This is a genomic window from Bacteroidota bacterium (assembly GCA_016718825.1).
Classification (GTDB): domain Bacteria; phylum Bacteroidota; class Bacteroidia; order J057; family JADKCL01; genus JADKCL01.
Genome location: JADKCL010000005.1, coordinates 302,932 through 322,744 on the forward strand (window position 1 = coordinate 302,932; position 19,813 = coordinate 322,744).

Genomic DNA, 19,813 nt, shown 5'->3' on the forward strand with positions numbered 1-19,813 from the left:
AGAAGGCGGAATCGATCAAAATGGGTATTGCCATCCTGGTACTTTACTTTGTAGCGCTGACATTTATCTTGATGTACAGTGGCGTACAGGTACATTTGGCCATTTTATATACGCGTTTCCAAAAACGTGAAAAAATGGCCCATGAAGCATTGCCTGCCATGCCGGTTGGTAAACCTTGGCCGATGGTGACGGTGCAACTGCCCATTTTTAACGAAATGTATGTCGTCGAGCGGCTCATCGATTCCATTGCCGCCTTTGACTATCCTGCGGATCGTCTGGAGGTGCAGGTACTCGACGATTCGACCGACGAAACTGTTCAAATCACCGCCAAAAAGGTCGCCGAATGGAAAGCCAAGGGGCTCGACATCGTTCATGTGCACCGCAGCAACCGCCAAGGCTTCAAGGCGGGCGCCCTCAAAGAGGGAATGGAAAAGGCCAAAGGCGAATTCATCGCGATTTTTGACGCCGATTTTCTTCCCCATCCCAATTTTTTGAAGACCACGATTCCGCATTTTCACGATCCCAAAATCGGGGTGGTGCAAACGCGCTGGGAGCATATCAACCGCAACTATTCGATCCTCACGAAACTGCAGGCCTTCGCTTTGGATGCACACTTTTCGGTGGAGCAGCAGGGGCGCAACTCGATGGGCTATTTCATCAATTTCAACGGGACGGCCGGCGTTTGGCGACGTTCGACGATTGACGATGCCGGTGGCTGGCAGAGCGATACCTTGACCGAGGATCTTGATCTGAGCTACCGTGCGCAGTTGAAGGGCTGGCGTTTCAAGTTTTTGGAGAATCTCGATTCCCCGGCCGAGCTTCCCGCGGCTATGGGCGCTGTGAAAAGTCAACAATTTCGCTGGACCAAAGGTGCAGCGGAGACGGCAAGGAAGAATCTGGGTAAGGTTTTGATGGCAAAACTGCCATTCGGCACCAAGGTGCATGCGACCTTTCACTTGCTCAACAGCATGCTGTTCATCTGCATCGTCTTGAATGCGGTGCTCAGTGTGCCACTCGTGTTTTACAACGAAACGAATCCGATCGTCGCTGGCTTGATGCAGTATGCCTCGATCTTCTCGATGTCATTGCTGGCCTTGATCCTGTTTTTCTGGGTCTCGCGACGCAATCGGCTCGGAGGCCGGGGAATCAAGGGCTTCCTGCGCTTTGTGGTGACATTTCCGGTTTTCTGGTGTGTGACCATGGGTTTGAGCTTGCACAATGCCATCGCGACCATGGAAGGTTATATCGGCCGCAAGACGCCCTTCATCCGAACGCCAAAATTCGCCCTGACTGACGGGAAAGATGACTGGAAAACCCGCACCAAATACATCAGCCGCCGCATTTCGCCGATTACCGTTTTGGAAGGCTTGATGCTGTTGTATATCGGTTTTGGCATCGGAATGGAATTCTGGTACGGAAGCTACGGTATGTTGCCCTTCCATATCCTCCTGATTTTCGGGTATGGGCTTGTTTTTTATTTTTCGGTGCGGCACAGCCTGAGGGCCACACACTAGTGGCCATGCAATCCGCCGGCAGCAGCTCTCCGCATTGGATCATGGTCTGGTTTGCAGGAATGTTGGCCTTGGTTGTTGCGACGGGCCGGATGGAATTTGTCAATGCCCCTTATTTGCAAGGATTTGGATGGATCGCGGGCCTCTACCTGCTCGCCTTCCTTGGATATGCCATGATCCTGCGTGCGCCCGAAAACCGAAGTATTTTTCGGATGGCGATCGCGCTTGGCATCATTTTGCGGGTCGGATTGGTCTTTTGTTATCCCAACCTCAGCGACGATTATTACCGCTACATCTGGGACGGCCGCCTTTGGGTGGAGGGGGTGAATCCGATGGACATGTTGCCAAGCGAATGGATGGCCAAACTCGGTCCAGATCAGGTGGGCGATTGGCAATTCCTTTTTGATCACCTGAATTCGAAGCAGTACTACACCGTCTATCCACCTGTTTTGCAGGGCGTGTTTGCCATGGCTGCGAGGATTTCCGGAGGTGATGTTTACTTGGCGGTGGTTGTGCTGAAGTCCTTCATCTTGCTGGCGGAAATCGGTTCCATCTGGATCATGACGAAGTTGACCAAGCGGCTGAACCTGCCTCGAAAGGCGGTGTTGGTGTATGCGCTCAATCCCATGGTCGTGCTGGAACTGATCGGCAATTGCCATTTTGAGGCGCTGATGATATTTTTTGTGTTGGCAGCGATGTGGCTGCTGATGAAATGGGGCATCCTGCCTGCTGCGCCACTGCTCGCCTTGGCGATCGGTACCAAATTGCTGCCCGTCCTGATTTTCCCCTTTTTGATTCGGCGAATGGGTTGGTGGCGAACCCTTGCCTTTGGATTGGTGACTTTGGCCTGCTGCCTGCCGATGTTTTGGTGGATGCTGGATGGGGACCGTTTGGCGCATTTCCAGGAGAGTCTGCGGTTGTATTTCCATTCCTTCGAATTCAATGGCGGGCCTTATTACGCCGTGCGCAGCGTTTTGGGCTACTGGGCGAATCGCATTTTGCCTTGGCTGATGCTGGGATTGATCCTTGTGTCTGCTTGGCGGGAACGCAACCGGGTTTGGACCGGCTTGCCGGCGGCGATGATGTTGGCCTTGACCTTGTATCAGTTGCATTCGCCGGTGATTCATCCTTGGTACATAACGCCTTTGATTGCGATGGCCGCGTTGAGTCCATACCGCTATCCGGTGGTCTGGTCATTTTTTCTGCCGCTCACCTACGTAGCCTATTTTATGCCGGGTGAGGTGCGTGAATCGGGCTTGTTGATGCTGGTCGAATACGGTGTTTTGTTTGCATACGTCGCCTACGAATGGATTTTCAGGCGGCAGCGCCTCACCCTGACCGAATGGATTTTGCGCAGCAATTTCCTTCGTAGACAGGCTCAAAAGAGTATTCCTGCACGACTCAAGATCAAGCAGGCACGCATTTCGAAGCATCTCCAAAAGGGCGAACGCATCCTCGACATCGGCACCGGAAACGGGGGGCTTTGCCGCGCCTTGCGGCTGGAGGGACTGGAAATCCAACCGCTGGATGTCGCCAATCTGAGCTATTTCCCCGAGGTGCAAGCCAAGATTTACGACGGAAACACTTTTCCTTTTCCAGAGAAGTCATTCGATACAAGCTTGATGATCACGATGCTGCATCATACGCCTGATCCTGGGAAAATCATCCGCGAGGCCATCAGGGTATCCAAGGGACGTTTGGTGATCATGGAAGACATCTACCGCAACAAGCTGCAGCAACAGTTGACCTACTTCACGGATTCCTTGGTGAATCTGGAATTCGAAGGGCATCCCCACACCAATAAAACCGATGCAGAATGGCAGGCGCTCTTCAAGGACCTCGACCTGAAGCTGGTGTACCGCGAGGAATTCCGGACGCTGGTGTTTTTTACGCAGGTGATCTATGTTTTGGAGCTTGCTGATCGATCGGATGATTGGGTTGCAACCGCGAATAAGCAAGTCTGAATTTCGCGGTGAAGGCAATTTGATTAATTTGTGGTGAATTGACCCGAAAAGAATGTGAGTGCCGCCCATGAATTTCCCAAATACGATGCCAATGCGCCAAAACGGAGTATTGCCAAGCGCATTCTGACCAATCTGACCTTCTGGGTTTTGATCGCCATCATCGCGGGTGTGTTGCTCGGTCACTTTGCGCCAGAGACCGGCAAGCAGATGGAGGTGATCGGTTCGACGTTTGTGAAGATCATCAAGCTGTTCATTCCTCCGATTATTTTTCTCACGATTGTATTGGGAATCAGTGGGATGCATGACTTGAAGAAGGTCGGCCGGATCGGCGTGAAAGCATTGGTTTATTTTGAAGTGGTAACCACTTTTGCACTCGTGATCGGCATCGCTGTTGCCTATTGGATCAAACCGGGCAGCATTCCGCGGGAGAGTTTGAAGGCGGCGGAGGGTCCCGTCGTCAAGGGAAATGGAGAAGGATTTAGCTGGCTGAAATTCTTTTTGGACAACCTGACGCTTCAGATTTTGGTGGTTGCGATTTTGGTCGGCATCGGATTGCATTTTTACCGTCGCCGCGAATTGGCCTACACAAAGCTGAGTTGGCTCTCCAAATACGTTTTCATGGGGTTGAAATATGTCATGTACCTCGCGCCGTTGGGCGCATTTGGCGGTATGGCATCGGTTGTCGGCAAGTATGGGCTGCATTCGCTCACGCCATTGGCCAAACTCATGGGAACCGTCTATCTGACCATGTTCCTGTTCATTTTTGTGATTCTCGGCGGCATTTTGTGGCTTTACCGCATTCGCATTTGGAAGTTGCTGCGGTTTATCAAGGAGGAACTTTTAATTGTGCTCGGCACATCCTCCTCAGAATCCGCCCTTCCTTCGATCATGGAGAAGCTTGAAAGGATGGGTTGCAGCAAATCAGTCGTCGGCTTGGTCGTCCCGACAGGTTATTCCTTCAATTTGGATGGCACTTCGATTTACCTGTCCATGTCGGTGATTTTTCTGGCGCAATTGTACAATGTTGATTTGAGCTTAGGAGAATTGCTGTCGATCATCGGGATCTTGATGATTACCTCCAAAGGTGCAGCCGGCGTGAGCGGCAGCGGATTTATCGTTTTGGCATCAACGCTCACAGCGATCGGGAAAATCCCAGTGGAAGGGCTCGCATTTTTACTGGGGGTCGACAAATTCATGAGTGAAGCACGGGCGATCACCAACATCATCGGCAACACGGTTGCAACAATTGTGATTTCCAAAAGTGAAAAAGAATTCACAGAACCCAAGATGGAACCGGATTGAGTCAATCACTTGATATTGATCTTTGGGCCTTCGGTTGTGTGCGGTGAAGAACCAAATGATTCAACGCATGAACATTCTCAATGCTGGTGGATCACCGGCAGAACCTTGGACCAAGAAGTTGTCCCCCAATCGCCAACCCTGACATCCAAAAAGTACATTCCCGAAGGCAAATCCGGCAGATCGATACGAAGTTGGATGGCACCATTTTGGGGTTGGGCATTGGATTGCCACAGCGTTCTTCCCTGAAGGTCCATCAGCTTACATTGAACAACATCCGAATTCGTGCCGGCAACCACGAGGTCCATCCAATTGGAGAATGGGTTGGGCCAAACTTGGATCAAAGGTGTTTGGAGGCTTGAAACTCCCGTGCTCGTCAATCCCAACGTTTGGCAGGAAGTATCGCTGCCACAGGTGTCGGTCGCGATCAAACAGACGGTGTACACGCCCGCCTGCGCATAGGCATGCGATGGATTTTGAAGCAGGCTTGTATTTCCGTCTCCAAAGTTCCAATGCCAGCTTGTGGCATATTGGCTTAGATTCTGGAAATTGACTGACAACTGATTGGCGTTAAAAGTGTAAGCTGCAAATGGTGGACGGCTTACAAAAACAGTCATCGAGTCAATGGCTTGGCAATTGGCATCGCTTACCGACCAGAAGAACTGATATTGGCCCGGCTGCAAGCCTCCGGCGACCGCATGGGGAAGCGTAGCATTGTTAAAGGCGACTGTATTGGGCATTACGGTCCACATTCCTTGACCGTTCGTAGATGCCGAACCAGCGAGTTGCAGATTGGAGTTACAAACGACGGTATCATTTCCAGCATCAATGAAGGCCGTGCTGCTTACAAAAACTTCCAAGGTGTCGACGCCGCTGCATTGGCCATCAAATACGATCCAAGCCAGCAGATTTAGGCCTTGTTGAAGATTTGTAACGGTGGTCGACGGAATATTTGGATTTTGGATTGTGCCGTTGCCGCTGATCCAATCCCAATGACCGGTTCCTTGGATCGGGACATTCGCAGAGATCAACAAACTATTGCTGCAAAGCACAGTGTCACGTCCCGCATACGCAGTCGGGCGCGGCATCAAAAAACTTAGGGAGATCGTGTCAGAATAAATGCATCCCGCAGAATCAGTGACTGTTACAGAATATGTCCCCGCGGTGAGGCTGTTGAGGTCTTCGACCATATCACCCGTGCTCCAGATGAAGTTGTAGCCGGGCGTGCCACCACTTGTATGCAAGTCGATGGCACCATCAGCAGTTCCTTCGCAGGATTCTGCACCCACTTGCACGTTCACTTGGAGGGCGGACGGACTTGTGACCGTCACGGAGTGGACGATGTCATATCCGTAGCGATCGCTGATGGTGACGGTATAAGTGCCAGGTAATAATCCGTTTGCCGTTGGTGTGGTGTGGCCCGAAGACCATTGATAGGAATACGGCGCGGTGCCACCAGCAGGAGTGACGGTGGCTTGGCCATTGGAGCTATAGTTGCAAGTGGCAGGAACCGTTGCATCGGTTGCCGTAAGCGCATACGGAAAGGGAAATGGCACGCGGAACGTGAACAAACCATTGTGCACGTCTGAGCCGAGAACAGTTCCAGATGGAAGGAATGGGTAGGTGCCCCATGCGCCATACCAATCGTTGTAGGTCGTGTTGATGGGGTAGGTATCGTAGCCGGCGACATGCACCGGCGCACTTTTGTTGCTGATGTCCCAAATTTGGACACCATCGTGGTAGTAGGCAATCACAGCATAATTGCCAATCACCAACGGGTTGTGTGGAATGCTGGTCGAATCCGGAAACAACAATGCCGACCGGAACATCGAGGTGATGTTGAGGTTCCCGAAATTGCGTACATCGACGATTTTGCAGCTTTTGTTGCGCGTTTCATCACACATGACGAGGTAGTCTCCATCCTCGGTCAGCCAACAGCTATGATTGTAACCTTGTTGCGGATAGGATGGCAGCGATGCCAACATTACGGGAGCCGCAGGATTTGCAAAATCATAAATCCGAAAGCCATCAAAGCCATTGTTCATGTAAGCCGTGTCGCCGCGCACCGATAAATCGTGGGTGTAGCTGCCTAGGTTTACACTTCCCAGCAAGGTGGGAACCTCTGGATTTGTCCCAATATCCAAGACGAAAACACCTTGATTTTGGGTATTTGAGCCAACAATATAGAGCCTGCCGGAGGCCGAGTCCACGAAACAATTGTGCGCCCGCTGGAAAAATTGTGCGCTGTTGTACACGACATGAACCGAATCGGGTAGGTAAGACATGTCGATGACTTGCAGTGTAGAATTGCCTTCATCGGCGACGCCATAGCAATAGTTGCCGTAGGTCTTAAAATCGCGGTGAATGCATTGGCCAAATGTGCCTGCAACGCTGTCACGCACAATAGGTGTTGCCGGATTCGTGACTTCGATGAAATGTGTCCAGGCCATGGAGCCGAGGATTGCGTATTCGCGGCCGTTGCCGTCGTGCCAGCCGAATACCTCGTTGTACACCAAGTTGTAGTACATCGGCAAGTTCGGGTTGTCCCAATTGGAGAGCACGGTCATGTTATTTCCTACTTGGGCAGAAACTCCCTTTGGAATCATGAACAACGAAGCAAGCAGCAAAAAAGGAAACAAATAATTTCTCACACCAAGTCCCAAATTGAAGTAGCAAGCTACGGAAAATTAGGGAAATGTGTGCGTGCAGGTCGTTGACGCACAATGCCTGTCGCAAAGCATCCGAAATGGATCAACCTTCAATCAGCAAGCGTTACTATCCCATTCGCCAATTGCGCCCCATGAATTCCGCCATTTCTATGAAGCCCATCACCCTCCCCGCGAATGCCCGCCAGCGAATGAACGAAACAAAGTTGCGATTCGGGCCGGGGGCCAACAAAAAAAATTTTGGCCAAGGGGACACGTGCCGCCCTTGCACCGAAGTTTCAGGGCTGCACGGTCCGATGGCCAAAAATTTTTTTGCAAGCCCCCAACCCGAACCGCCTCACACGCCCCGCTCATCCGCCGGCCAACATCCCCGGGGAGGGCGGAAAAATGTCACAGAAAAATCAAAATTCATGGAACGACAAATGGCAGGCCCAAATGGACAAGGCCTACGCCGAATTGTTGGAAATGAATGCATTGCGTGAATCGCTGGAGGACTTGCTTTCGCAGGTAAACCTTAATCTGCGGATCCAAATCGCCTTCATGGAATTGATTCATTCGCAGCTCAAACCTCCCGAATGAGGTTCATTCCCCATCACATTCTACAACGCTTCGGAAGATTCCTTAACCAGCTTCAAGACACATCTATTCGCCAATTGCCGCCCCATGAATTCCGCCATTTCTGCGAAGCCCATCACCCTCCCCGCGGATGCCCGCCAGCGAATGAACGAGGCAAAGTTGCGTTTCGGGCCGGGGGCCAACAAAATAATTTTTGGCCAAGGGGACACGTGCCGCCCTTGCACCGAGGTTTCAGGGCGCCACGGTCCGATGGCCAAAAATTTTTTTGCAAGCCCCCAACCCGAACCGCCTCCCACGCCCCGCTCATCCGCCGGCCAACATCCCCGGGGAGGGCGGAAAAATGTCACAGAAAAATCAAAATTCATGGAATGACAAGTGGCAGGCCCAAATGGACAAGGCCCACGCCGAATTGCTGGAAATGAATGCTTTGCGTGAGGCACTCGAGGAATTGCTTTCGCAGGTAAACCTGAATCTGCGGATCCAAATCGCCTTCTTGGAATTGATTCATTCGCAGATCAAGCCTCCCGAATGAGAGGGGAAGCCCCAACTTTTTAGCCTGAATCAAGTTCCCATCTTAACTTCGTCGCTTGAACATGAAAAAATTCTTCAATTCCACGATTGGTTTTCTGCGCGTACTGGGTTTGCTCGAAGGGACTTCCCTCATCGTACTCGTTTTCATAGGAGTTCCCGTTAAGCGCTTTCTTGGTGACGACACCATCGTGAAAACGGTGGGTATGGCCCATGGGATTCTTTTTATACTGTTTGTGTTCTTGACATTGCTGGTCGGCCAACAACAACGTTGGAAAATGTTTCAGACAACCTGGAAGGTTTTGCTCTCCTGCATCATCCCTTTCGGGACGTTTTATGTGGACCACAAGATATTGAAGCCCATTCATCAGGCTGGAAATTAAGTTGTTGCCTTCTTCGCGAAGAGATTCGACAAAAAAGACGAACTTGCTGTAACCGACTCGCGCGACGCGTCGTCCAATGTCACGATGCAGGTACCCAATGAGGCATATCATATTGAACGCGTTTTAAAGGGCGATACGCAGGCGTTTGCCTTGTTGGTCGAGTACTACAAGGATTTGGTGTTTACGATTTGCAAGCGCATCACCCAAAATGACGAGGATGCTGAGGAATGTGCTCAGGATACGTTTCTGAAGGCATTTCGGAGTTTGGAGAGCTTTCGGCAGGAGGCAAAATTCGGGACATGGTTGTTTCGGATTGCCTACAACACTGCGATTTCCAAGCAACGCGTGCAGAAGCATGTGCATGAAAGCACCGATGACCGCAAGGTGCAGAATGTGAGCTTTGATGATACTGAAAGCGGTTACCGTTCATTGGCCAACGATCAGCGTAAACACTATCTGAAGTTGGCGCTCGCCGAATTGCCGCCGGAGGATGCCAATCTGGTGAGCCTGTATTATTACAACGAATTGAGCATCGCGGAGATTCAGGAGATCACCGGCATGGAGATTTCTAACATAAAAGTTAAATTGCATAGGGCACGCAAAAAGCTTCAAGACAGCTTGCAGCGGCTACTGAAAGATGAATTGGAGGAAATTCTATGAAAGAGGAGAAGGATCAATTTGAGGATTTTCTGCACGAAATGATGCAGGAAGGCGGTTTGGAGCAAGCTCCTTCTGGCTTCACGCAGCGTGTGATGGGCGAAATCACCGCGCCACAAGCGGTGAAGGCGCGTTCGCGTTGGCAACCGGTGATCACCTTGCGCGGTTGGATCGGCGCTGCCGCCGGATTGGTGATTACCTTCCTTGTGGCCTATTTCGTGCCTTGGACGACACCCTCAAAGGCAATGCCCGGGCAAGAAGCCGCGAAGCAGGCGATCGATGCTACCGTGGATGCATTCGGCGGATTTCAACCACCCATGATGTTGGTGTTGGTCTTGGGAGCCTTGTTTCTCCTGTTTGCCTTGGACCGATTCTTGAGCCGGAGGGCTGCCTAAAACAACGATTCCAGTTCTCAGAGCAGGAAGATGCCGTTGTCTTCGATGCGCACGAGTTTCTTCTTGAAAAGTGTTCCTGCTGCCTTTTTGAATGTTTTCTTGCTCATTTTGAGTTGCTTCTGAATCGCTTCGGGATCACTTTTGTCTCCAAAGGGCAATGATCCACCATTCTTCTTCAGCAAAACAAGCAACGTTTCAGCCGTGGCCTCGACATTTTCAAAGCCGATCGGTTGCAGGCTCAAGTCAATCTTGTTGTCCTCGCGGATCGCGCGAACGTAGCCCTTCATTTTGTCACCGATGCGCAGGGGTTCAAACAGGTCGCTGCGGTAAATGATGCCAAAATGTTTGTTGTTAATGATTGCGCGAAATCCTGCCTCATTTTCTTCCCAGATCAGCAAGGCGACTTCGTCGCCGACTTCTACCTCGATATCGTCGTTGCTCACGTGGCGACGCACGCGGTTGGTGGCGACAAGGCGTCCACTTGCGGTGTCGAGGTAGAGGAAGACAACATATTTCCTGCCCTCATCCATGCGAGGCTCTTGCTCTTTGTAAGGCACGAGCAGGTCTTTTTCCAATCCCCAGTCCAAAAATGCGCCGACGGTACCGACTTGTTTCACCTTCAAATAGGCAAATGAATCCCGAATGATCAAAGGGCGCTGGTTCGTAGCAACCGGGCGTTGTTCGTGGTCACGGTATACAAAAACATCGAGTTTGTCCCCGATTTTGGCATCCTTGGGGCAAAACTTGTTGGGAAGCAAGACATCGTTGCCTTCTTCATCGGCGAGGTAAAGTCCAAACTTTGTATCGCTTACCACCTCGAGGGTGTTGTATTTCCCGATGTTCATCATAGGCGCAAAATTAATCAAAAATAGCTTGATTGCTAACGGATGGGGAATTGGGGCTGGCATGCGAAAAGGAATTGCCTCCGATTGACCCGACTCAAAAGCGTTCGGCCCATTGAATTCCTCCGTCTAAATCCTGGTTGCAAAACTCCAAATGAATCACGCGTCGTTGGGTTCCGGATTGTGCGCGCCTGCTCGCATGCATGGTCAACGGCCGCATCAACATGACCCCGCCTGCGGGGACCTCACAGGTCACCTCTTCCATTTGGTCCCAATCGACGGTTTCCTTGCGCACAATGCCCAAGTGGTGAGAACCGCGAAGGATCTTCAATGCGCCGTTGAATGCATCGGTATTGTCCAAATGAATGCGAACTGTGAGGGTGTTTTCAAGGATCGAAAGGGGCGGTACAACTCCAATGACGCCCGATTTTGCCGTCCATTGTGCGTAGCCGGGTACATCCCGTCGCGCGTCCACCGAAATGCTGATGTCTTGGTGCCAAGCCACAAACCAATTTGACCCCGGCGGCTTGTCAAAGTAGATGCTTTTGGTGAGAAAACTGCCTTTTTCGGCAAATTCGTCAATGATGCGTATCAAAGCTGGGGTGAAAATCAGTTGCCTGAGGGAGGGAATCTCTTCCATGATCCTTCGAATCGCAAAAAGTTCCCTTTCCTGCTGAAATTCAGGGTTAGTCGCGCTGAATCTGTCGATTTCCTCCGCAATTTTCAATAATTCGGATTGCGAATAGACCGCTGCAATCACGGCATATCCATCTTGTTGGAAATTCCTGCGGATAACCTTCATGGAATCCGAAAGTAGGCCGAATCGTCGTGAAATTCAAGCAAACCCCGCTGGATTTCCCTACCTTCGCCCTCCGAAAGCACTCAAAACGCATGAAAAAATTCGCAATTGCCCTCCACGGCGGCGCCGGTACGATCCTTCGCAGTGCCATGACCCCTGAGAAAGAGGCCGCATATACTGCAGCGCTGCAAGCAGCCCTGAACATTGGCTACGCCATCCTCGAAAATGGCGGCAGCGCCTTGGAAGCGGTGGAGCAGACGGTGGTATCGCTCGAGGATTGCCCCCTTTTCAATGCCGGCCGCGGTTCGGTGTTCACGGCAGATGGCAAGCACGAGATGGATGCCTCGATCATGGACGGCTTGACCCGCGATGCGGGTGCGGTTTCGATGGTATCGGGTGTGCGCAACCCGATCACGCTCGCGCGCTTGGTCATGGCTGAGAGCGGGCATGTGATGCTTGCAGGTGAGGGTGCGATGGACTTTGCGCGGTCGATGAAAGTGCCATTTGAGCCGGAAAGCTATTTCCACGATGATTTTCGCTGGAATCAATGGCAGGAAATGCGGGGCAGCGATGGGTTTCAGCTGGATCACAGCGCTAAGAAGGACGAGAAATTCGGGACTGTGGGCGCTGTGGCGCTAGATCAACAGGGCAACATTGCCGCCGCAACGAGCACGGGCGGCATGACCAATAAAAAATTCGGCAGGATTGGGGACAGCCCGATCATCGGAGCGGGAACCTACGCGCACAACAAAACTTGCGCAGTGAGCTGCACCGGCAGCGGCGAATTTTTCATCCGTGGCGTGGTCGCCTACGATGTGAGCTGCCTGATGGAATACAAAGGACTGTCGTTGCAGGCGGCCTGTGACGAGGTGGTGCAACGCCGACTCATGGAAATTGGCGGCGACGGCGGATTGGTGGCCTTGGATGCTGCGGGAAACATCGCGTTGGTGTTCAATACCGAGGGGATGTACCGGGCCTGCCGGGATTCTGCGGGGCGGAATGAGGTTGGGATTTATGGGGGGTGAGATTCTGCGAAAGTATACCGGCTATTAAATTCCTTCGATTTGGCAGTATTGGAGCTTATCGACGAATATTTTCAAGCTGGGATTGTGCGGCGAATAGCGGTCTAGATCTTTGCGCTTGAGGAAATTCTTGGCCATTTTTTCATAGTATTTGTACTCCTTGGCATGGATTGAGAAGCCTTCTTTCTTTTGCAGAGCTTGATTCAAGGTGTTGATGCACCCGGTTGTTTTTGCGCTCTTGGAGTCTGTGTAGTAGATCGGAAGCAACCAACATTCGATTTCGTGGACTGAGATGGCAAAGATTAGGCGCTGTTTCACCAATTCGAAGAACTCACCGATCGATTCTATCAGTTTGGCTTGCGTTTCGTGGACAAGCAAATCAATATTTATGTCTTTACCCTCAAATGGTTTGGACACCCCAAATTCTTCGCTTTTGTCCGTGTCAATTTGCACGACGATATATTTTGTCGTCTGAAATGTTTGCTTGAATGCATCGGATTTCAGGTATTCAAGCAGATTTCCCCAACCTCCAGTAGCCTTCCCCTTGTCAGTCTCATCCCTCAAGGGATGATTTGCAGTAACCATTAGGTCTGGGTCATTAAAATAGCCCATCAGGATGCGTTCAACCACGACTTGATCGCTTTCACCTTCCGTCACCAATCCAAAATGGTTCATAGCGAGAAGTTTTTGGGAATTCCGCCCAAGTGACCACGCATGAACAATTCACTTAGCTTTGCTGGAGTTTGTCCTGGAAGTGGTTCCGGCTTCTGGATCCGTTTAGTGACTGTGTGTCCGTGGGCATGGGGTTCAAAGCGGTTTCAATGTTGTCAATCGCAAAAAAAATTGGTGTGTCCTTGCTGATAAAAAGGGCGAGGTAGAAGAGAATGAACAAGAATCCCTCATTGGCGCTGCGTTGGTCGATGAACTCAATGTTTGCGTCGAGGTATTTGTCCTTGATTTTCATGAAGCTTTCACCTGGCCAGAGACGCTCTGGTAAGGCAAAGTTATCAAACCAGCCAAAGATTTGAAGACGTTCGTTGAGTTCTCGTATGGCGGGTTGGTTGGGTTCAGTGGCGAAATATTGGAGGAGTGCGAACAGGCCCTCCCCGTTTTTGCCCAATGGTACTATTTGGGATTCCCGTTCAAGGGTTCGAAGCGTCGTATTTTCAGGACCAAAGATGATGAAACTTCCAATTGATTTTGAGCAATGCTGGAAGAAAATCAGGCAAGTAATGATTGAGCTGAATGGCATTTGCATTTGATCGCGCAAATCCACAGATTTTGCAAGTTCCTCGCTTAACGAATTCACTGCCATTGTCCAAGGAGAAAATCGATCATTCTGATTTGAAGCAAGGGAACTGATTTCGTCATCAAAACAAAGCTGAATTTTAATATGCTTTTTCTGATTTTCTTTGTCGAACCCTGATCGCATCAGTTCAGGTGCAGTTACCCGAATTCCCCTTGGTGCCAGAAATTCATGGTCCAACCGATTCTGTAGCGCCGCACTCGCTATCGCTACGGTCTCCAGCACATTGCTTTTCCCGCTGCCATTCTCCCCGATAAATACATTCACACGCCCCAAATCCAATTCGAGTGAATGGATTGACTTAAAATTCTCAACCTTGAAATTTGTCAGCATGCCTTTTCTGAGATATTTGACGCGATCAGCCTTAATCGGCTAAGTCCAAAGATAGAAAAGATTCCATGACTCCACTGATTTCCCGCCAGAGGCGCGCTGTCGATCGGCATGTCCCCAGATCGGGGCCGCATTAAATTGAGCCACCGCCTCAATGCATTCATCACCCCAAAAACTTTTCACTAATCACTGTTAACTGTTCCCTCAAATAAACGCCGCATCCATCGGCAAAATCCCGATCCGGCGCTCGTCGATCGTGAACATGTCGGAGTTGCTCAGGATGTGGACCACGAGGTTGCTCATGGACATCGGGGTGCCGGGGGCGAGAATTTCCTCGTTGTTGTGGGTGAGTTTGCTCGGGTCAAACAAAACCACCATCCCTGAACCTATGACTTTGAAGTCGTTGCAGTTTTTGATGATCACCCCCGTGTCTTCTGCCAATCCGACGCCCATCAAATGCGGATGTTTGGCGACGGCCTCCGCCAATCTTCCAAATCTTCCTCTTTGAATAAAGTGGCTGTCGATGATCAGCTCGGGGATGAAGCTCATGCCATCGCGCATGCGCACCGAACCTTTGAACAAAGCATCGGTGACATTGCCCCCGGCGATCATCTCCGTGCTCATGCACATGGCGCCCGCGCTTGTACCTGCGATCACAAAATCCTCGTTTTTGTAACGGTCGATCAAAATGTCGTGCATCATCGTCCCGCCAATGCGGTTCACGATGTTGCTTTGGTCGCCGCCGGAAAACATCACGCAATTGGCTTGCTCGACCAATCGGAGGAAGTCCTTGCGCTCACTTTCACCGCGGTCGTGGATGTGGATCACATCGACATGTTTGACACCGAGCTTGTCGAAAGCGTGAAGGTAGTTTTGGCCAACTTCGTGGGGGATGCTACTTGCTGTCGGAATCACCACGATGCGTGCCTGCTGTCCGCCGCTTTCACGCACCACGTGCGACAAGATGCCTTCCTTGAGAAATTCGAGCGTGTACATCTCGTTTTCTCCCATTCCCTTGTCTTCGTTGCCCCCGATAGGGATCAATGTGCCTTTGACCATTGAGTCGTCTATTTTGAATTCGAAAAGGCCGATGTCGCTCCTCAATGTCACGGCACAATCGAGTATGCTGACCTCGGTCCCTAATACCCCCCCCGAGTCAATGATCCCTAAAGCTTTGTGCTGACCAAGAAACAATTATGATCTATTGCCTCATTTTCAGCTGCCGCCTTAGCTACATTGTTAAGGCAAGATTAATAAAAAAATCATGAAACACCTTCAAATCCCGCAAATGCAAAGGCCCTAAGGGCGAGAATAAACGAGTTGAGGCCTTTATCGTCTTGAAATGGCGAGACATGTACGGATTATTTTCCATTGATGAATGTCCTTGTAGCTCGACCCTTTGGGATTTGGGAGTGATGCGGTCCAATGATGGCTTCTAGGCTGAGGAAATATCGGAAGATTTGCTAATTTCGTCGCTACCAGGTTTGTGGTGTCAGGGTGTCAAGCATCTGTAAAGGTCAAGAGGATAATGTTATGCGTAAGTCAATCTACTATTTGGGTGGTTCCCTCCTTGTTGTGGTCTTTTTGATGGTCGTTGGTTGGCCGCCAAGGGATACATCGGGAGCAACCGAGGTACTAGGCAATTACGGTAAGAGCAAAAAGGAGTCGATGGAGCGAGCAGAGGAAGAGGAGGAAGGAATGCCCCTGCGCGACCGAATGGACCTTGCGATGGCGCAGGAATTCAAGAAGACTGTCGATCCGGCATTGGGCCGTGTTCCGAAAGAACGTTTGCTGCTCGCCAAGGCGTATGCAGACGAATTGCGAGCATCCAACAAGGTCAATGCAGCAATCCCTGGCGTAGTTTGGAAAGAGCGTGGTCCCAGCAACGTTTCTGGCCGCACGCGTGCGATTTTGGTCGATCCCAATACAGGCTCTGGCCTGAAGGTATTTGCCGGTGGTGTCGCAGGTGGCTTGTGGGTGACCAATGACATCTCCGCCAATCCCCCCGTTTGGACCGCCATTAATGACTTGATGACCAACCTCGCTGTCTCCAGCATCGCATCCGATCCCACCAATCCGCTTGTCATGTATGCAGGTACCGGCGAAGGATACTTCAACCTCGATGCCATGTCTGGTGCGGGCATCTTCAAATCCGTCAACGGTGGCAACACTTGGACGCAGCTTGCAGCCACGAACAATGGCAACTTTTTCTTTGTGTTTCGCATCGCCGTCAACGCGACCGGGGTGATCCTGGCTGCGACATCCTCCGGCCTGCGCCGCTCGGCCGACGGCGGTACGACCTGGACCAAAGTGCTGGGCACGGGACTCGGCATCACGGGCGCGGTCTCGAACAGATGCTATGACGTAGAGGTGGCTGCCAACGGCGACATCTATGCTTCCTTGGATGGCTCCGTACACAAAAGCACGAATGCGGGTGTGACCTTCGGCCCTGCACAGACATTGCCGATCGCGGTGGGCCGCGTCGAACTCGCTTGCGCACCCAATGACCTGAATTATGTCTATGCAGTCTGTGAGAATGGGAATGTCGTGGCGGGTTTCTTGCGCACTACGAATGGAGGTACGACCTGGACATCACGTACCGAGCCTGCCGATGCCGACCCCGGCGTCGGGGCCACCGACATGTCGCGTGGCCAAGCATGGTATGACCTGAGTATTGCCGTCGATCCGCTCAATCGTGACCGCCTTTTTACAGGTGGTGTTGATCTTTTTGTCTCTGGTGATGGCGCTGGCACCTGGACGCAAGTTGCGCATTGGTATGGAGGCTTTGGCTTCCAATACGTCCATGCCGATCAGCATATCGTGATTTTTCAGCCGGGTAGCTCGTCTGTTGCCTATTTCGGCAATGACGGGGGCATCTACCGCACAACGAACGCTAACGCCGTCTCCCCTGCAATTACCTTCAAAGGCGACAATTATAATGTCACGCAGTTCTATGCTTGCGCCATTCACCCGACCGCCCTCACCGACTACTACCTCGCTGGAGCGCAAGACAATGGCTCGCAGCAGTTTTCTTCCGCTGGCATCAACAGCACCATAGAGGTCACGGGCGGTGACGGCGCATTTTGCCACATCGACCAGGACCAGCCGCAGTTTCAGTTCACCGCCTACGTCCAAAATGACTTCTACCGTTCGACAAACGGTGGAGCTTCCTTCACCAATGTCACGACCTCTGGCGGACAATTCATCAGCCCGACCGACTATGACGACGTGAACAATCGGATGTATATGTGCGATGGCAACAACAATTATCGCCGCTGGGACAATCCACAGAGTGGGGCGACCTTTGTACAGGTGCCTGTTGCAGCCTTTGGCAGTGATGTGAGTTGCGTGACCGTCTCGCCCAATACTGCCAACCGTGTGTTTTTTGGCATCAGCAATGGGCGCGTCTTCAGGGTGGACAATGCCCATACCGGTGCCCCGACTGCGACCAATATTTCCACAGGTCTGCCAGGTGGAAATCCCAGTTGCGTCGAAGTACAGACGGGCAATGACAACCACCTCCTCGTCGTTTACAGCAATTATGGTTTGAACAGCGTATGGGAAAGCGTGAATGGCGGCACGTCCTGGACATCGGTCGAGGGCAACCTGCCCGACATGCCGATCCGTTGGGCGCTCTTCAACCCCAACAACAGCGCCCAAGCCATGGTCGCCACCGAACTCGGCGTCTGGACGACCGACTTGCTCAATGGCGGCACGACCAACTGGGGACCAAGCAACACTGGATTCGCCAATACCCGCATCGACATGTTGCAGCTGCGCCAAAGCGACAAGTTTGTGATCGCGGCTTCCCATGGTCGGGGCCTGTACTCGACCGATATCTTTACGACACCCACTGCCCTCTTCACAGGCGCGCCGACTGTGCAATACATCGGGAGGCCGGTGCAATTCACCGATCAGAGTTACCGCGCCACCTCATGGGCTTGGAACTTTGGGGACGGCGGCACTTCGACGTCTCAAAATCCGAGCTACAGTTATGCGAATGCAGGTTTGTACAACGTGACGCTCACGATCAATGCAGGGGCTTCCACAATCACCAAAAACGGGTATATCCAGGTTCTGCCCGATCTCGGTACGCCGTATGCGCCGGCAGCTGGCGGCAATTTTGAGGCACCCAACCAATTGCATTTCGGGCCGATCAATGTTACAGGCACCGACTGGGAGCGTGGAAATAGCGCTGTTGCGGGCAAGAGTGGCTTTACTTCGGCCTCCAATTCTTGGGTGACGGGTCTGGTGGGTAATTATGTCGACAATACGCGGGCAGAACTTTACTGTCCGAGCTACAATTTTAGTTCTGGTGGTGTCTATACCCTGCGTTTTCAAACCAAGTTTGCGACTGAGACGGGTTTTGACGGCTTTCGCGTCGAATCCAGTACCAACAAGGGCGTCTCTTGGTCTCCTGTAGGGACTGCTGTTGCTGCAGGTTGGTACAACAACGCCAACAATTCAGGTGCGGGCGTCTTCCCCGCCAATCAGGCTTGGTTCTCGGGTTCCCAAGCCGCCTTCGGACTCAAGTCCTTTGACGTGTCTGCATTGGCGGGCAATCCCTCGGTGGCCTTTAGGTTTGTATTTGGTACAGACCCCGGTGTAATTACCTCCGGTGTCGCCATCGACGATTTTGAAATCCTCGGGCCTGGAAATCCTTCGGGCTTGCCACTCACTGGATCGCCGCTTTACGGTGCTTGGACGGGTGCGCAGCCTAACCTGAGTTGGAGCACATTCAGCCAAATCAATACGCGTGGCTTTGGGGTCGAGCGCTCCGACGACGGGCAGCAGTTTGCCGAGGTTGGGTACTTGAATGGTGCTGGAACGAATAACGAGACGCTCAAATACCTCTGGGAGGATGCGGGCGCAGTTTCCGACCATTACTTCTACCGCCTGCGCAGGGATGATCTGGATGGGAATTTCCTGTTTTCCAATACCGTAGAGCTTTCGCGCGGCCAAGGCATGGTGGGTATTGCAAAGGTGTATCCGAATCCATTTGCCGATGCGCTTTCGGTAGAATTGAGCAGTCCAGGGAATGGGAAGGCCGATCTTGTGCTTTATGATCTCTCTGGCCGCAAAGTGCGTGAGGTGCTAGGTGCTTCGACCGCGGGCAATGTGATTGCTTTGAATGGATTGGACCTGCCTGCCGGGACCTATATGTTGCGTGTGACGGTGGGAAATGCGACGACGACGCGTAAGGTGGTTCGTCAATGAAACGTGACGCGCTATTGTCCAGTTGACGCGTGAAATTATCCTGCAAGCTGGCATTTTCGATCAATGGGATGTTTTTGCCTGACGTGAAACATCACACCGGTTTCACGATCGTCGTAGTTGGTGGGTTTATGGGTACTATTTCTCCGAATTTGCCTCACTGAGGGCCTTTTTGCCAAAAGGTTCTTCAACTTGGAAGAGGCGGAATATCGCGCTGTTCGAGCATGATCACCCGCTACTTTTTGCCATACGGCCAACGCTCGAAGTACAACGGATTCACTTTCCTCTCCATGACTGGCCTACCAAGCCGGCCATCCGCTT

15 protein-coding genes and 1 pseudogene are annotated in these 19,813 nt (G+C 51.8%); 10 read left to right on the top strand and 6 right to left on the bottom strand.

Translation table 11 applies throughout. The features are described 5' to 3' along the window. Positions 1 to 20 precede the first annotated feature (20 nt). From IPN95_07855 to IPN95_07865, 3 genes are read left to right on the top strand one after another with little or no spacing between them, the layout of a single operon-like run. Positions 21 to 1,514 (top strand): glycosyltransferase, encoded by a 1,494-nt coding sequence (locus IPN95_07855; GenBank protein ID MBK9449317.1) that lies wholly within the window; start codon positions 21 to 23, stop codon positions 1,512 to 1,514. A 41-nt stretch (positions 1,515 to 1,555) separates the two neighbouring features. After that, positions 1,556 to 3,475: a methyltransferase domain-containing protein gene (locus IPN95_07860; protein MBK9449318.1), complete on the top strand. Its 1,920-nt coding sequence runs from the start codon at positions 1,556 to 1,558 to the stop codon at positions 3,473 to 3,475. Positions 3,476 to 3,529: 54 nt separating this feature from the next. Beyond that, positions 3,530 to 4,777, top strand: a complete 1,248-nt coding sequence (locus IPN95_07865; GenBank protein MBK9449319.1) for a cation:dicarboxylase symporter family transporter — start codon at positions 3,530 to 3,532, stop codon at positions 4,775 to 4,777. 77 nt (positions 4,778 to 4,854) lie between these two features. On the opposite strand, the gene IPN95_07870 is transcribed toward IPN95_07865, so the two are convergent. After that, on the bottom strand, positions 4,855 to 7,380 hold the full coding sequence (locus IPN95_07870; GenBank protein ID MBK9449320.1) for a choice-of-anchor B family protein: 2,526 nt from the start codon (positions 7,378 to 7,380) through the stop codon (positions 4,855 to 4,857). A 447-nt stretch (positions 7,381 to 7,827) separates the two neighbouring features. Between IPN95_07870 and IPN95_07875 the strand changes: the two genes are divergently transcribed. The 5 genes from IPN95_07875 to IPN95_07895 all read left to right on the top strand — a co-directional run bounded on the left by IPN95_07875 (position 7,828) and on the right by IPN95_07895 (position 9,979). After that, the gene (locus tag IPN95_07875; GenBank protein MBK9449321.1) at positions 7,828 to 8,019 is read left to right on the top strand and encodes a hypothetical protein; all 192 of its coding nucleotides are present in this window, start codon (positions 7,828 to 7,830) and stop codon (positions 8,017 to 8,019) included. 337 nt (positions 8,020 to 8,356) lie between these two features. Continuing rightward, positions 8,357 to 8,548 carry a hypothetical protein gene (locus tag IPN95_07880; protein ID MBK9449322.1) on the top strand — a complete coding sequence of 64 codons (192 nt, stop codon included), beginning with the start codon at positions 8,357 to 8,359 and terminating at the stop codon, positions 8,546 to 8,548. 61 nt (positions 8,549 to 8,609) lie between these two features. Further along, positions 8,610 to 8,927, top strand: coding sequence for a DUF3817 domain-containing protein (locus IPN95_07885; GenBank protein ID MBK9449323.1), 318 nt, complete (start codon positions 8,610 to 8,612; stop codon positions 8,925 to 8,927). Positions 8,928 to 9,011: 84 nt separating this feature from the next. Then, on the top strand, positions 9,012 to 9,587 hold the full coding sequence (locus IPN95_07890) for a sigma-70 family RNA polymerase sigma factor (protein ID MBK9449324.1): 576 nt from the start codon (positions 9,012 to 9,014) through the stop codon (positions 9,585 to 9,587). Then, positions 9,584 to 9,979, top strand: coding sequence for a hypothetical protein (locus IPN95_07895; GenBank protein ID MBK9449325.1), 396 nt, complete (start codon positions 9,584 to 9,586; stop codon positions 9,977 to 9,979). Before IPN95_07890 ends, IPN95_07895 begins: the two co-directional genes overlap by 4 nt. 17 nt (positions 9,980 to 9,996) lie before the next feature. On the opposite strand, the gene IPN95_07900 is transcribed toward IPN95_07895, so the two are convergent. Both IPN95_07900 and IPN95_07905 read right to left on the bottom strand, forming a co-directional pair. Continuing rightward, positions 9,997 to 10,827, bottom strand: coding sequence for a GntR family transcriptional regulator (locus tag IPN95_07900; GenBank protein ID MBK9449326.1), 831 nt, complete (start codon positions 10,825 to 10,827; stop codon positions 9,997 to 9,999). Between the two features lie 91 nt (positions 10,828 to 10,918). Beyond that, positions 10,919 to 11,623 (bottom strand): phytanoyl-CoA dioxygenase family protein, encoded by a 705-nt coding sequence (locus tag IPN95_07905; protein MBK9449327.1) that lies wholly within the window; start codon positions 11,621 to 11,623, stop codon positions 10,919 to 10,921. A gap of 89 nt (positions 11,624 to 11,712) precedes the next feature. Here IPN95_07905 and IPN95_07910 point away from each other — a divergent pair, with 89 nt between their 5' ends. Then, a complete protein-coding gene (locus IPN95_07910) occupies positions 11,713 to 12,645 on the top strand; it encodes an isoaspartyl peptidase/L-asparaginase (GenBank protein MBK9449328.1) in 933 nt (310 codons plus the stop codon). Between the two features lie 24 nt (positions 12,646 to 12,669). On the opposite strand, the gene IPN95_07915 is transcribed toward IPN95_07910, so the two are convergent. The 3 genes and pseudogenes from IPN95_07915 to IPN95_07925 form a co-directional block, all read right to left on the bottom strand. Beyond that, complete coding sequence (locus tag IPN95_07915; protein MBK9449329.1) at positions 12,670 to 13,317, bottom strand: phage tail protein; 648 nt, start codon at positions 13,315 to 13,317, stop codon at positions 12,670 to 12,672. After that, positions 13,314 to 14,281, bottom strand: a pseudogene (locus IPN95_07920) (AAA family ATPase). The gene IPN95_07915 and the pseudogene IPN95_07920 overlap by 4 nt, the downstream one beginning before the upstream one ends. A gap of 201 nt (positions 14,282 to 14,482) precedes the next feature. Beyond that, the gene (locus tag IPN95_07925; protein MBK9449330.1) at positions 14,483 to 15,337 is read right to left on the bottom strand and encodes a cyanophycinase; all 855 of its coding nucleotides are present in this window, start codon (positions 15,335 to 15,337) and stop codon (positions 14,483 to 14,485) included. Positions 15,338 to 15,811: 474 nt separating this feature from the next. Between IPN95_07925 and IPN95_07930 the strand changes: the two genes are divergently transcribed. Then, positions 15,812 to 19,495, top strand: a complete 3,684-nt coding sequence (locus IPN95_07930) for a T9SS type A sorting domain-containing protein (protein MBK9449331.1) — start codon at positions 15,812 to 15,814, stop codon at positions 19,493 to 19,495. Positions 19,496 to 19,813: the final 318 nt, after the last annotated feature.

Bases quoted from the DNA above. Each gene is read 5' to 3' on its own strand.
- IPN95_07855 (MBK9449317.1), top strand. From the start codon at position 21: ATGGGTATTGCCATCCTGGTACTTTACTTTGTAGCGCTGACATTTATC.
- IPN95_07860 (MBK9449318.1), top strand. From the start codon at position 1,556: ATGGTCTGGTTTGCAGGAATGTTGGCCTTGGTTGTTGCGACGGGCCGG.
- IPN95_07870 (MBK9449320.1), bottom strand. From the start codon at position 7,380: ATGATTCCAAAGGGAGTTTCTGCCCAAGTAGGAAATAACATGACCGTG.
- IPN95_07875 (MBK9449321.1), top strand. From the start codon at position 7,828: ATGTCACAGAAAAATCAAAATTCATGGAACGACAAATGGCAGGCCCAA.
- IPN95_07880 (MBK9449322.1), top strand. From the start codon at position 8,357: ATGTCACAGAAAAATCAAAATTCATGGAATGACAAGTGGCAGGCCCAA.
- IPN95_07885 (MBK9449323.1), top strand. From the start codon at position 8,610: ATGAAAAAATTCTTCAATTCCACGATTGGTTTTCTGCGCGTACTGGGT.
- IPN95_07890 (MBK9449324.1), top strand. From the start codon at position 9,012: ATGCAGGTACCCAATGAGGCATATCATATTGAACGCGTTTTAAAGGGC.
- IPN95_07895 (MBK9449325.1), top strand. From the start codon at position 9,584: ATGAAAGAGGAGAAGGATCAATTTGAGGATTTTCTGCACGAAATGATG.
- IPN95_07900 (MBK9449326.1), bottom strand. From the start codon at position 10,827: ATGATGAACATCGGGAAATACAACACCCTCGAGGTGGTAAGCGATACA.
- IPN95_07905 (MBK9449327.1), bottom strand. From the start codon at position 11,623: ATGAAGGTTATCCGCAGGAATTTCCAACAAGATGGATATGCCGTGATT.
- IPN95_07910 (MBK9449328.1), top strand. From the start codon at position 11,713: ATGAAAAAATTCGCAATTGCCCTCCACGGCGGCGCCGGTACGATCCTT.
- IPN95_07915 (MBK9449329.1), bottom strand. From the start codon at position 13,317: ATGAACCATTTTGGATTGGTGACGGAAGGTGAAAGCGATCAAGTCGTG.
- IPN95_07925 (MBK9449330.1), bottom strand. From the start codon at position 15,337: ATGGTCAAAGGCACATTGATCCCTATCGGGGGCAACGAAGACAAGGGA.
- IPN95_07930 (MBK9449331.1), top strand. From the start codon at position 15,812: ATGCGTAAGTCAATCTACTATTTGGGTGGTTCCCTCCTTGTTGTGGTC.